At 43.4% G+C, this 12,270-nt stretch carries 13 protein-coding genes; 7 read left to right on the forward strand and 6 right to left on the reverse strand.

Annotated features, from left to right (window positions below; translation table 11 throughout):
* Nucleotides 1-80: 80 nt before the first annotated feature.
* The 3 genes from H8796_RS12935 to H8796_RS12945 form a co-directional block, all read right to left on the reverse strand.
* Nucleotides 81-713 (reverse strand): hypothetical protein, encoded by a 633-nt coding sequence (locus tag H8796_RS12935; RefSeq protein ID WP_117931852.1) that lies wholly within the window; start codon nucleotides 711-713, stop codon nucleotides 81-83.
* Between the two features lie 112 nt (nucleotides 714-825).
* Entirely contained in the window at nucleotides 826-2,214 is a 1,389-nt protein-coding gene (locus tag H8796_RS12940; protein ID WP_117931853.1) for a sodium:alanine symporter family protein, read from the reverse strand.
* Between the two features lie 33 nt (nucleotides 2,215-2,247).
* A complete protein-coding gene (locus H8796_RS12945) occupies nucleotides 2,248-2,895 on the reverse strand; it encodes a helix-turn-helix domain-containing protein (RefSeq protein ID WP_117931854.1) in 648 nt (215 codons plus the stop codon).
* A gap of 147 nt (nucleotides 2,896-3,042) precedes the next feature.
* Between H8796_RS12945 and H8796_RS12950 the strand changes: the two genes are divergently transcribed.
* The 4 genes from H8796_RS12950 to H8796_RS12965 all read left to right on the forward strand — a co-directional run bounded on the left by H8796_RS12950 (nucleotide 3,043) and on the right by H8796_RS12965 (nucleotide 7,275).
* Entirely contained in the window at nucleotides 3,043-3,219 is a 177-nt protein-coding gene (locus H8796_RS12950; protein ID WP_004301965.1) for a histone H1, read from the forward strand.
* A 171-nt stretch (nucleotides 3,220-3,390) separates the two neighbouring features.
* Nucleotides 3,391-4,947, forward strand: a complete 1,557-nt coding sequence (locus H8796_RS12955) for an ATP-binding protein (protein ID WP_009000640.1) — start codon at nucleotides 3,391-3,393, stop codon at nucleotides 4,945-4,947.
* A 264-nt stretch (nucleotides 4,948-5,211) separates the two neighbouring features.
* A complete protein-coding gene (locus H8796_RS12960) occupies nucleotides 5,212-6,480 on the forward strand; it encodes a putative DNA modification/repair radical SAM protein (RefSeq protein ID WP_117931855.1) in 1,269 nt (422 codons plus the stop codon).
* A gap of 21 nt (nucleotides 6,481-6,501) precedes the next feature.
* Complete coding sequence (locus H8796_RS12965) at nucleotides 6,502-7,275, forward strand: TIGR03915 family putative DNA repair protein (RefSeq protein WP_009000641.1); 774 nt, start codon at nucleotides 6,502-6,504, stop codon at nucleotides 7,273-7,275.
* Nucleotides 7,276-7,307: 32 nt separating this feature from the next.
* Here H8796_RS12965 and H8796_RS12970 read toward each other — a convergent pair whose 3' ends face one another.
* Nucleotides 7,308-7,976 (reverse strand): MgtC/SapB family protein, encoded by a 669-nt coding sequence (locus tag H8796_RS12970; protein ID WP_117931856.1) that lies wholly within the window; start codon nucleotides 7,974-7,976, stop codon nucleotides 7,308-7,310.
* A 174-nt stretch (nucleotides 7,977-8,150) separates the two neighbouring features.
* Between H8796_RS12970 and H8796_RS12975 the strand changes: the two genes are divergently transcribed.
* A complete protein-coding gene (locus H8796_RS12975) occupies nucleotides 8,151-8,519 on the forward strand; it encodes a DUF2809 domain-containing protein (protein WP_029425794.1) in 369 nt (122 codons plus the stop codon).
* Between the two features lie 5 nt (nucleotides 8,520-8,524).
* On the opposite strand, the gene H8796_RS12980 is transcribed toward H8796_RS12975, so the two are convergent.
* Together H8796_RS12980 and H8796_RS12985 are read right to left on the reverse strand one after the other, a co-directional pair.
* Entirely contained in the window at nucleotides 8,525-9,394 is an 870-nt protein-coding gene (locus H8796_RS12980; RefSeq protein WP_004301970.1) for an ion transporter, read from the reverse strand.
* Between the two features lie 38 nt (nucleotides 9,395-9,432).
* Nucleotides 9,433-10,413 carry a lytic transglycosylase domain-containing protein gene (locus tag H8796_RS12985; protein ID WP_117931857.1) on the reverse strand — a complete coding sequence of 327 codons (981 nt, stop codon included), beginning with the start codon at nucleotides 10,411-10,413 and terminating at the stop codon, nucleotides 9,433-9,435.
* 131 nt (nucleotides 10,414-10,544) lie between these two features.
* Here H8796_RS12985 and H8796_RS12990 point away from each other — a divergent pair, with 131 nt between their 5' ends.
* Together H8796_RS12990 and H8796_RS12995 are read left to right on the forward strand one after the other, a co-directional pair.
* On the forward strand, nucleotides 10,545-11,858 hold the full coding sequence (locus H8796_RS12990; protein ID WP_117931858.1) for a TIGR01777 family oxidoreductase: 1,314 nt from the start codon (nucleotides 10,545-10,547) through the stop codon (nucleotides 11,856-11,858).
* 82 nt (nucleotides 11,859-11,940) lie between these two features.
* Nucleotides 11,941-12,216, forward strand: coding sequence for a GNAT family N-acetyltransferase (locus H8796_RS12995; RefSeq protein WP_117931859.1), 276 nt, complete (start codon nucleotides 11,941-11,943; stop codon nucleotides 12,214-12,216).
* Nucleotides 12,217-12,270 lie beyond the last annotated feature (54 nt).

A 12,270-nucleotide genomic window follows, 5' to 3' on the forward strand; every position in this document is an offset into this window, starting at 1 on the left:
ATAACAAAAAAAGCGGAGGTACAAAACCCCCGCTTTTTCTATCCTATTAATCTTTACGATTTTCTAACATTTAAAGCGACTTATTTTTTCGTTTCCGTGTCGTCATTCTTCCGTTTCGGCTCCTTCTTGGCAAGAAAAACAATATTATACACATAATCCGTCATCCACTGTTCAGAGTATCCCAAACGCTCTTTGTACTGGCGAACAGTCGCAGCCGTTTTATGCACATCATCAGCCTTCCACACTGTCTTGGTACAAACATCGTGTACCGTTTTCTGTGTCATACCATACAAAGCCTTCTTAAAGATCGACGGCATACGAAACTTCCACTGCATCAGATTTCCCATCAGCATCATCAGATCATTAGAAAATCCCTGATACATGAACAAATAAGATTGAATATCATTTTGAGTGCGGCAGTTACGTTTCACGGAAGAGTCGATTTCCTTAAAGAAGTTCTCGTTCAACCCATAATCCTGCATCAGCATTTTGCGTGCAGCAGACTTTTCGGCCAATCCCAGTTTACCGTTTTGAGTAGGAACTTTAAACAAACGTTTGAAGTTAGCTACATCCGGCAAGAAGCGGATATTAGTGATACCGAGGTTTGTGGCGATAACTGACTGGAAATATACCCGGGTCAGTGATATGAAATCTTCTACATTGCCGACTTTCGTTTCATCGGATTTTTTCTTGAATAAACCAAATAAGCCCATTGTTATCTCTACAATTTTATTATTTACAATTTACTATTTTGAGCGTGTGGAAGGTATATAACATAACTACCATCTGTCAATTTGCGTGCAAAGGTACAAAAACAGTTGGTTTTCACCAACATTCCAAGTCCTTTTCGATGTCCGGCATTGTCTCTTTCTTAAAAACAGGGCTTTGGATGCCAGCTTTCTTTTGCGCGCGGTAATCATTTAGCAGGCGGATAGCATATTTTCCGAGGAAAAGGATAGCGATCAGATTACAGATAGCCATTAACCCCATCGTGACATCTGCCAGGCTCCATACCATATCCAATGTGGCAAGTGAACCGAAGAGTACCATACCACCCACCAATATCCTGTAACCATGAAGTACCCATTTCCGGTGAGTGATAAAACGGATATTAGCCTCACCATAATAATAATTCCCCAGAATACTGCTGAAAGCAAAAAAGAAAAGAGCTACGGCAACGAAGATACTGCCCGAAGAACCGATTTCGTTTGTCAACGCCTGTTGAGTCAGCTGCACTCCATTAGCCGAACCATCCAGAGGAACCCCACTAAAGAGGATGATAAAAGCCGTACAGGTACATATCAGTAATGTATCTGTAAATACCGCCAAAGTCTGTATCAACCCTTGTTTTACGGGATGACTGACATGAGCCGTGGCAGCCGCATTCGGGGCCGAACCCATACCGGCCTCATTGCTGAAAAGTCCTCTCTTGATGCCCTGCATTAATGCCATACCAACTCCTCCTGCCAATGCCTGCTCCCAACCGAAAGCATGGCTGACAATCAGTGCGATAACACCCGGTAAATGAGTGATATTGAGTGCAACAATAACCAGTGCCAGCCCTACATATCCCAAAGCCATAACAGGCACGATAATACTGCTGACGCGGGCAATGCGTTGAATACCTCCAAAGATGATAAGCAATGTCAGCAAAGTCAGCACACCTCCCAATATAATATGATTGAACCCAAAAGCATGCTCTGCCGCAGCACAGATCGTATTACTCTGTACAGAATTGAAAGCAAACCCGAAAGTAATGCTTATTAATACGGCAAAAAGCATTCCCATCCACGGTTGTTTCAACCCTTTCTTCATATAATAAGCAGGTCCTCCGATGAACGAATCCTTTCCGCGTATTTTGTATAATTGTCCCAAAGTAGACTCTATGAAAGCACTCGAAGCCCCTAACAGTGCGATGACCCACATCCAGAAAATAGCTCCGGGACCTCCGATGGCAATGGCAGTAGCCACTCCCGCAAGATTCCCCGTACCCACACGGCTGGCGATAGAAATAGCGAATGCCTGAAAAGAAGATACATGTTTCTCTCCCTGTTTTCCTTTGCCGGCGGATTCGCTTAACAGCACGATCATTTCCCGGATCATGCGAAATTGCACAAAGCGTGTCCGTATACTGAACCAGACAGCACATCCTAATAACATAATAATTAGAATATACGTCCAAAGTATGTCATTAATCTCGTTGATAAAAGTCATAGTTAAGTATTAAGTATAAAGCATTGTTTGTGGTTATTCGTCTTTTATTCGGAAGTAAAATTTATGATTTTCGAATACAGGTTCCACAATATCATAACGAACAAATTTGGCGAGCAGATGTTCAGCGGCACGTCGTGAAAGTCCGGTTTGTCGACAGTAACGGTTGAGTGAGAGTAAAGTTCCGTGCTCCAGTTGATCGAGCAGGAGCTGTTCACGTTCGGTGTAGCGGATGAGTTCTCCACGGGGGCTATCGCTCTGTTGCCATACACGGAGATGTATGGGAGTTGCCAGAATATTTTCGTCCTTGATGCGGAGATAGGCTAGGGGCTTTCCGGTTTCGTCCTTGGCGTAAACCGGTTTATGTGGAGTCTCTTCGATGGTTGCCACCAACACTTGTCCTCCTTCCACTATGTATGTTTGCAGAGAATATTCCACTTCCGGCACGCAATAAAGTTGTGCGGCGGCTTCAATCATATATTTTTCTTCTTCGGAGCGTACTCCTGCGATTTTACCATTGTCTTTAACGCCAATAAGTAATCGTCCTCCGTCCGTGTTGGCAAAGGCCGAAAGTGTTTTGGCTATTTTGCGTGCGTCGGAAATTTCGAATTTAAAGTCCTGTTGCTGGTGCTCTCCTTCAGCAATCAGTGCATGTATATAATCGGTATCTGTAAGCAGTTTCATGGCTACAAAGGTAGGTAAAAAAGGTAAAAAGCCCCTTTTTTAGATATTTTTCGAAGATTATTTCAAAAAAAATATTGATTTTATGCTTTTATTTCGGGAAACAGTGTATTTTTGCGGCACATTATTAACGAAAAAAATAAAAGGATTATGAAAGAATTGGTAGAAAAGGTAGCAGCTCTTTATGCTGACTTCTCAAAAGATGCTAACGCACAGATCGAAAACGGTAACAAAGCAGCAGGAACTCGTGCTCGTAAGGCTTCTTTGGAAATCGAAAAAGCAATGAAAGAATTCCGTAAAGCATCTTTGGAAGCTTCTAAGAAATAATAGTTAGAAGACTACTAAGATATCAGAAAAAAGAGAGGGCATATCGCTTCACGATATGCCCTCTTTCTGTTTTAATGCGGAATGACTTTTAATTGTTTTAGTACGGATAGTGGCAATTATTTAAGTAGAAAGGTGTATCTTTGTATGTAGCAATCCCAAATATATGAATATATGAGTAATAAGATTTATCCTATCGGCATACAGAACTTTGAGAAAATCCGTAACGACGGTTATTTCTATATTGATAAGACTGCGCTGATTTACCAAATGGTAAAAACAGGTGGATATTATTTTCTTAGCCGTCCGCGCCGTTTTGGTAAGAGCTTGCTACTTTCTACTCTCGAATCTTATTTTTCAGGAAAGAAAGAACTTTTCGAAGGGTTGGCAATGGGAAAGCTGGAGAAAGATTGGATAAAATACCCCGTCATTCATTTGGACTTGAATGCAAAGAAATTCGATACAGTAGATGATTTAATACGTCTTGTAGACCGGCAGTTGCTTGTGTATGAAGCGCAATATGGTTCATGTTCGAAAGATGAAACGATAGACGACCGCTTTGTTACCCTGATCCGTATGGCAGCAGAGAAAACGGGAGAGCGTGTTGTGATTCTTGTGGATGAGTATGATAAGCCGATGCTGCAAGCAATCGGTAGGGATGAGTTGCAAGAAGAGTACCGGAATACATTGAAGGCTTTCTATGGTGTAATGAAGTCTATGGACGGTTACATAAAGTTTGCTATGCTGACAGGGGTTACTAAATTCGGTAAAGTCAGTGTGTTTAGTGATTTGAATAATCTGGATGACATATCGATGCGTCAGATCTATGTAGATATTTGCGGTGTCAGCGAACAAGAACTTCATGATAATCTGGAGAGTGAGTTGCATGAATTGGCGGAAATTCGAGGGGTATCGTATGATGACGTTTGCAATGAACTGCGTGCGTGCTATGATGGTTATCATTTCACTCATAATTCTATTGGTATATACAATCCGTTCAGCCTTTTGAATGCATTTAAATATCAGGAATTCAGTAGTTATTGGTTCGAGACGGGTACGCCTACTTATTTGGTGGAACTGTTGAAAAAACATCATTATGATCTTCATCGCATGGCTCATGAAGAGACGACTGCCGAGGTTTTAAATAGCATTGATTCGACTTCCGACAATCCAATCCCTGTGATATATCAAAGTGGTTATCTTACTATAAAAGGATATGATCCTCGTTTTGGCAATTATCGTTTGGGATTTCCTAATCGTGAAGTAGAGGAAGGTTTTGTTAAATTTCTACTTCCTTTTTATGCTAATACTAATGCAGTGGAATCTTCATTTGCCATACAAAAGTTTGTTCGTGAAATAGAATCCGGAGATTATGAGTCATTTTTCCGTCGCTTGCAAAGTTTCTTTGCTGATACTCCCTATGAGTTGGTTCGTGACTTAGAGTTGCATTATCAAAATGTTCTTTTTATAGTGTTCAAGTTAGTCGGATTTTATGTCAAGGCTGAATATCATACGAGTGAAGGACGTGTTGACCTAATCTTGCAAACAGATAAATTCATTTATGTTATGGAATTTAAGTTGAATGGTACGGCAGAAGAAGCATTGCAGCAAATTAATGAAAAACATTATGCATTGCCATTTGAACACGATGAACGTAAACTATTTAAAATCGGAGTGAACTTTACTTCAGCAACACGAAATATAGAGAAATGGATGGTAGAAGCAGAGTAATATTAATATAGAATGAAATAATTATTTATAGCATGAAAAGCGGTTCGTTTGAATGAATCGCTTTTTTTATTTTCCAGAGTTGTCTGCTTTCCTGTTCGTAAACATCTTATCTTTTCTATTGCTTAGTTAATAAGAATATAAGCGTAGCTTTTTATTTCTTCAAAATTGACTAATTTTGTATTTATATATTTGCTAAACTTTTTTTCTTCTATACGCATCTCAAATTAAATCGTATATTTGCGAAAAGAATCAAGATCGGGAATGATGAACGAAAACGTCTTAGCTAAACTGAAGATACTTGCAGAATCTGCCAAGTACGATGTTTCCTGTTCTTCCAGTGGTACGGTGCGTTCCAATAAGCCGGGAACGCTGGGAAACACTGTGGGAGGATGGGGGATATGCCACAGTTTTGCCGAGGACGGTCGATGTATCTCGCTATTGAAAATCATGCTTACCAATTATTGCATTTACGATTGTGCCTATTGCGTCAACCGTCGTAGCAACGATCTTCCCCGCGCTACCTTTTCCGTTTCGGAATTGGTGGAGCTGACGATGGAATTCTACCGTCGTAACTATATCGAAGGGCTGTTTCTTAGCTCCGGAGTGGTCCGTAATCCGGACTATACAATGGAGAGACTTGTGCGTGTAGCCAAAGATTTGCGGCAAGTGTACCGTTTTAACGGTTATATCCATCTCAAGAGTATTCCCGGAGCCAGTCGCGAATTAGTGAATGAAGCCGGATTGTATGCCGATCGTCTTAGCGTCAATGTCGAAATTCCCAAAGAAGAAAATTTGAAACTGCTTGCACCGGAAAAAGACCATAAAAGCGTATTTGCTCCGATGAAATACATTCAACAAGGCGTGTTGGAGAGTAAAGAAGAACGGCAGAAGTTTCGCCACGCACCGCGTTTCGCACCTGCGGGACAAAGTACCCAGGTGATTGTGGGAGCTACCTCCGAATCGGATAAAGATATTCTTTTTCTTTCGTCGGCACTTTACGGGCGCCCCACCATGAAACGTGTCTATTACTCGGGCTACGTTTCCGTGAATACGTATGATAAGCGTCTTCCTGCATTGAAACAGCCGCCTCTGGTACGTGAAAACCGGCTCTATCAGGCTGACTGGTTATTGCGCTTTTATCAATTCAAGGTAGATGAAATTGTGGATGATTCTTATCCGGATCTCGATCTCGAAATAGACCCGAAACTTTCGTGGGCTTTGCGCCATCCCGAACAGTTTCCTGTCGACATCAATAAGGTAGACTACGAAATGTTGCTCCGTGTGCCGGGAGTAGGGGTGAAGTCGGCGAAACTGATTGTTGCTTCCCGTCGTTTTTCGCGGCTGGGATTTTATGAACTGAAGAAAATAGGAGTGGTGATGAAGAAAGCGCAATATTTCATCACTTGCAAAGAACTACCTCTCCAGATGCAGACAGTGAACGAACTTTCTCCGCAACGGGTGCGCAGCTTATTGTTGCCGAAACCGAAAAAGAAAGTGGATGAACGTCAGCTGTTGCTTGATTTTGGCGAATAGTAAATATGCTTGGTGTTTTTTATGAATGTTTATATTTACGATAAAACCTTTGATGGGCTGCTGACGGCTGTGTTCGACGCCTATTTCCGCAAGACTTTTCCCGATGCTTTGTTGTCGGAAGGAGATGCTTTGCCTTTATTTTGTGATGAGCTGCATACGGTAGTGACCGATGAAGAAAAGGCCGGGCGTGTGTGGCGGGGATTGCAGAAGAAAGTTTCCTCTTCTGCTTTGGGTTGCCTCACGCAAAGTTGGCTGTCGGAACTTCCGGAAATAGGAATACTTATTTTTCGATATATCCGTAAAGCAATCGATGCCCCCCGCTCTATTGAAACCAATTTTGGTGATCCGGACGTTTTGCAATTAGCGCAAATATGGAAGAAGGTGGATGGCGAACGCGTACACCTGATGCAATTTGTCCGTTTCCAGAAAGCTGCTGACGGTACATTCTTTGCCGCTTTCGAACCGCAGTATAATGCGCTCCCGCTGACCGTTCACCATTTCAAAGACCGTTTTGCCGATCAGAAGTGGATTATTTACGACATGAAACGCCGTTACGGATTTTATTATGATTTGCAGGAGGTGACAACTATCTCGTTTGATGATGACAGCCGTGAATCCCATTTGATTACGGGGATGCTGGACGAAAGCCTGATGGACAAGGATGAGAAGCTTTTCCAACAACTTTGGAAGACATATTTCAAGGCTATTTGTATTAAAGAACGCATGAATCCGAGAAAGCACAGGCAGGATATGCCTGTACGCTATTGGAAGTATCTGACGGAAAAGCAAAAGTAGATTTCCATTTTGGGAGAGGAGCGGAAGTCTGACTATTCAATTCGCTGCACCGTTACATCCGGAAATTCCTGTATCAGCGAAAGCAGATGCCCTTCATCATTATTTCGCTTCGACTTGATAACCATCGTAACCTGATAATATTCTGTTTCACCCGTGTGTTGCGTTTCCATCTCGTAAGAGATTATCAGGTAGTCTTTAGAGTTGAATCTGTCCGCTATCTGTTTCAGTATGTCTTTGTTGGGAGTTGAGAAAGAAACCATCGAGCTTTTCATTCCGATGCTTTTAAATAGATAGCTAAGTAGTTCCAGTCCGACGAGGGTTAACACCGTGGCGGCAATGCCGATGGTGTACATTCCTGCACCTACCGCCAAGCCGATACCTGCTGTTGCCCAGATTCCTGCGGCGGTAGTCAGTCCGCGTACAATCTGTTTTTGAAAGATGATGGTTCCTGCACCGATAAATCCGATACCGCTGACAACCTGTGCCGCCACCCGACTGGGATCGAGTGTGACACTACTTTCTTTTATAATTTCCTGAAATCCGTATTGGGAAACAATCATAATCAAAGCACTACCTAGCGACACGAGAAAATGAGTGCGGTATCCGGCTTCTTTGGCACGGTATTCACGATCCAGTCCGATGATGGTTCCCAGTATTCCGGCGACCAATAAACGGATTACAAAATCCATATTCAACATCATGTGTTCAATCTCCTTTCTGTTTTTTATTGTTTGTGGAAAAATGCTTAGGACTATAAATATACAATTATTTCCCCTTTTTGTATCAATCATTTAGTAATATTTGAACGTATCCAATTCATTTTATCGTATATTCGCAGATTCAAATAAATGTTTAATCCCGCGACCGAGCAAATAATGAAGAAAAGAATTTTTTATATAATCAGCTTTCTGGTGATCTTCTGTATTGAGGTGTTGATAGCTTTGTATGTGCGCGACCGTTTCATACGTCCCTATGTCGGAGATATGCTGGTTGTAGTGCTGGTATATAGCTTTGTACGTATCTTTCTACCGACGGGGATTCCGCGGATGCCGTTTTATGTCTTTCTTTTTGCCTGTTTCGTAGAAGTGTTGCAATACTTCCAGCTGGTGGAAACATTGGGCATTACGAACCGCGTAGCCCGAATTGTGCTGGGTTCTACGTTCGATTGGGGAGATATTGCCTGCTATGCTGTGGGATGCGTTTTCATTGTCTTATTCGAGCATTTCGTCCGGCGTAGATCGTAGAGGATTTATTTCTCTTCCGCTTTGGTTTCGGATGGGTCCAGGCTGTGCCCGCAATATTTGCAAAACTCTGCATTATCTTCGTGTCCGGAGCGATGGCAGTTGGGACATTCTTTGTCTCTCCTGCGTTTATACTCTTTCATCATGGAGGCAGATACGATACCTGTGGGTACGGCAATAATTGTGTAACCGATCAGCATGACACAGGCGGAAAGGAATTTTCCGAGGCCGGTGGCGGGAGTAATATCTCCATAACCTACGGTAGTCATGGTGACGATAGCCCAATAGATGCTGTTCGGGATATTGTTGAACTGGGAGTTGGGTTGCGTTCCTTCAATCATATACATTAGCGTTCCGATGGAAGTCACCAGAATGACGACAAACAAGAAGAACACTGCAATCTTCTTACTACTTTCACGCAAGGCAGTGAGCAGCCGTTCCCCCTCATTCAGAAAATTGAAAAGCTTGAAGACGCGGAACACACGTATCAGGCGGAAGGCACGAATGATGAGTAGATAGCGGGCGCCCGGGAAGAGCAGACCGATGTAAAGAGGCAACGTGGCCAGTAAGTCTACGATACCGAAAAAGCTGAATATGTATTTCCGGGGACGGGGTGAACAGTAGATCCTCGTCAGGTATTCGAAAGTAAAGAAGCCGGTGAAAAGGAATTCCATAATGACGAATGGAGTCGTCAGATAGGTGGGAAGTCCTTTCAGACTTTCGATGATGACGAGCAATACGCTGACCAAAATACAGGCGATAAGAATCACGTCGAACAATTTCCCGGCAGGGGTGTCCGATTCGAAGATGATGACGTATAACTTTCGTTTCAGTTTCTCGTCATGCAAAAAACGATGGATTCTTTCTTTCAGTTTCATATCAATAGTGCTTGGCCGGAATTAAAGAAAAAGCCTTTTTAGTCGATAACCCACTGTTTATTGTAGGCAACGGTCTTTTGCGGGTTGTAATACATTCCCTCTTGTGTGGGAATATAGAGAATGTATGTCTTTCCGGTCTTGTTTTTCAATGAAGTGTCGCGCAGCCAGGGGTTGGCATCACGGAGTTGGGCATAGGTGATTCCCTGTGACTTTGCGTAGTCGTTCAGATCGTCGATAGAAGTGTTGACGGTTACCTCTTTATAAGAAATAGGCGGATACAGATGTTCCCGTTTCAAGAGGAATCCGTAACGTTGCGGGTTATTGAATATCTCTTTGGCTGCCAGCAGGCGGAACATGTAGCGGGAAGTTTCCTCTACCAGCCATAAGTCCATGGCATGACTTGCCAACTGCTTTTCAAGTTGGGAGGAGATGCGTCCCTGTCCGGCGTTATAGGCAGCGGAGACAGCCATCCAATCGCCATATTTGGCATACGCCTGTTTGAAGTATTTGCAGGCGGCAACGGTTGCTTTTTCAATATGATAGCGTTCGTCTACGTTATCGTTCACTTCCAGCCCGAATTCCCGTCCGGTGGCAGGCATAAATTGCCACAGACCCGCTGCTCCTGCCGGAGAGCGTGCAATGTTGTTCAGATTGCTCTCGATGACCATCAGGTATTTGAAGTCATCAGGAATACCGTTTGCTTTCAGTATCGGTTCGATGATGGGGAAGTAACGGTTGGCACGCTTGATTAATAACATGGTGGTGGAGTGCATATAGGTGAAGGCCATCATCTCGCGGTCCATCCGTTCGCGGCGGTCATAGCGCCGGAGGTCAATCGTTTCCCCGTCGAAGGTGACCTGTGTGGGAACAGTAGGCGGAGTGACACAATAAGGCACTTCCGATTTGGCGGAATGTTGTTCGTTCACTTGGCTGCTGCCTGTCAATATTGGGATGGAAGCACCGATGCAAAATACTAATATAAGTGTAAGAATATAGTTGATTTTCATTTGTCTTTTCATTTTATAACCTTTTTGGATGCTTCAATGTTTACGTCTATCTTGCAAAGATAACCTCATTTTGCTTTTTTCAAAGAACTTTTCTTGCATTTTATACGTTTTTCTAATAGAGTTAAAATAAACAACGAATCAAGATGAATATAGCAATGACCGGAGCTACCGGATATATAGGTAAACATCTTTCTAATTATCTTACAGAAAAGGGCGGACATCGGATCATTCCTCTGGGAAGGTCGATGTTTCGCGAAGGTATGTCCGGTTATTTGATTCAGACACTGACCCATTGTGATGTTGTCATCAACCTGGCAGGTGCACCTATCAATAAACGTTGGACACCGGAATATAAACAGGAGCTTTTCAACAGTCGTATTGTCGTAACCAATCGTATTATCCGTGCTTTGAATGCAGTCAAGACGAAACCGAAACTGATGATTTCGGCTTCTGCCGTAGGTTATTATCCTTCGGAAGCGGAGGTGGACGAATATACCCGTACCCGTGGAGAAGGCTTTCTGTCCGATCTTTGCTATGCGTGGGAAAAAGAGGCGAAACACTGTCCCGAACCTACAAGGCTCGTTATCACACGCTTTGGCGTAGTGCTTTCTCCGGACGGGGGAGCGATGCAGCAGATGCTTCGCCCTTTGCAAGCTACCAAGATAGCTACCGCCATCGGTCCCGGTACGCAGGCTTTTCCGTGGATATCGATACGTGATCTTTGCCGTGCAATGGAGTTTTTTATCACTCACGAAGAGACACGTGGGGTATATAATCTGGTTGCTCCGCAGCAAATCTCGCAATATGCTTTCACCCGTGCGATGGGAAAGGCTTATCGGGCATGGACGACGATGGTGGCCCCGCAAAGAATTTTCCGTATCTTATATGGTGAAGCGGCATCCTTCCTGACTGCGGGCCAGAGAGTCCGCCCAACGCGTCTGACGGAAGCAGGATTTCATTTCTCCATTCCCAATGTCGAACGTCTTTTCAGAGGTACAAACCATAGTACGGTTATCTCTCTCGACCTGCACCGGTATATGGGACTTTGGTATGAAATAGCCCGCTACGAGAATCGCTTTGAATACGGACTTGTAGACGTCACGGCTACTTACACGCTCCGTCCCGACGGCATGATTCGTGTGGAGAACCGGGGATGCAAACGTAATTCTCCTTACGACATCTGCAAGACTGCCAACGGACACGCCAAAATACCCGATCCCACACAGCCGGGCAAACTGAAAGTGTCTTTCTTCCTTAGTTTCTATTCTGATTATTATGTCTTGGAACTGGATGAAGAGAATTACAATTATGCCCTGGTAGGCAGCAGTACTGATAAATATCTCTGGATACTAAGCCGTACACCCCAACTGCCGGAAGAAATCAAGAAGAAACTCGTCACCGCTGCCGAACGTCGTGGATACGATACGAGCCAGTTGAAGTGGATTGAGCAACTCTGATCGCAATCTGTGCCTGATAACCTAAGATTATTTTGCCGGAATGCTTAACGAACAATGAGACAACTTTAAAACAACAGAAATTATGGATTACGAAATTATTCATCAGCCCGAACAAAAATTGTTCAAGACAGAAGTAGACGGTCGCACCGCCTTTGTACAATATCGCCTGATAGGTGATTCTCTTGATATTATCCACACAATTGTGCCACAACCTATTGAAGGGCGGGGGATTGCCGCTGCTTTGGTAAAAGCTGCTTACGCCTATGCATTAGCTAACGGGATGAAGCCGAAAGCAACGTGCTTTTATGCAGTGAAGTGGTTGGAAAGACACCCGGAAATAAATGGTGGTGTTGATTGATTTCAAAGAAGATACTTTGTCAGCTAAAAATGCGTCAGAAACATAATTCTTAAT

Source organism: Bacteroides sp. M10, from assembly GCF_014334015.1.
In the GTDB taxonomy this organism is placed as follows: Bacteria; Bacteroidota; Bacteroidia; order Bacteroidales; family Bacteroidaceae; genus Bacteroides; species Bacteroides intestinigallinarum.

Bases quoted from the DNA above. Each gene is read 5' to 3' on its own strand.
- H8796_RS12935 (WP_117931852.1), bottom strand. From the start codon at position 713: ATGGGCTTATTTGGTTTATTCAAGAAAAAATCCGATGAAACGAAAGTC.
- H8796_RS12940 (WP_117931853.1), bottom strand. From the start codon at position 2,214: ATGACTTTTATCAACGAGATTAATGACATACTTTGGACGTATATTCTA.
- H8796_RS12945 (WP_117931854.1), bottom strand. From the start codon at position 2,895: ATGAAACTGCTTACAGATACCGATTATATACATGCACTGATTGCTGAA.
- H8796_RS12950 (WP_004301965.1), top strand. From the start codon at position 3,043: ATGAAAGAATTGGTAGAAAAGGTAGCAGCTCTTTATGCTGACTTCTCA.
- H8796_RS12955 (WP_009000640.1), top strand. From the start codon at position 3,391: ATGAGTAATAAGATTTATCCTATCGGCATACAGAACTTTGAGAAAATC.
- H8796_RS12960 (WP_117931855.1), top strand. From the start codon at position 5,212: ATGAACGAAAACGTCTTAGCTAAACTGAAGATACTTGCAGAATCTGCC.
- H8796_RS12965 (WP_009000641.1), top strand. From the start codon at position 6,502: ATGAATGTTTATATTTACGATAAAACCTTTGATGGGCTGCTGACGGCT.
- H8796_RS12970 (WP_117931856.1), bottom strand. From the start codon at position 7,976: ATGATGTTGAATATGGATTTTGTAATCCGTTTATTGGTCGCCGGAATA.
- H8796_RS12975 (WP_029425794.1), top strand. From the start codon at position 8,151: ATGAAGAAAAGAATTTTTTATATAATCAGCTTTCTGGTGATCTTCTGT.
- H8796_RS12980 (WP_004301970.1), bottom strand. From the start codon at position 9,394: ATGAAACTGAAAGAAAGAATCCATCGTTTTTTGCATGACGAGAAACTG.
- H8796_RS12985 (WP_117931857.1), bottom strand. From the start codon at position 10,413: ATGAAAAGACAAATGAAAATCAACTATATTCTTACACTTATATTAGTA.
- H8796_RS12990 (WP_117931858.1), top strand. From the start codon at position 10,545: ATGAATATAGCAATGACCGGAGCTACCGGATATATAGGTAAACATCTT.
- H8796_RS12995 (WP_117931859.1), top strand. From the start codon at position 11,941: ATGGATTACGAAATTATTCATCAGCCCGAACAAAAATTGTTCAAGACA.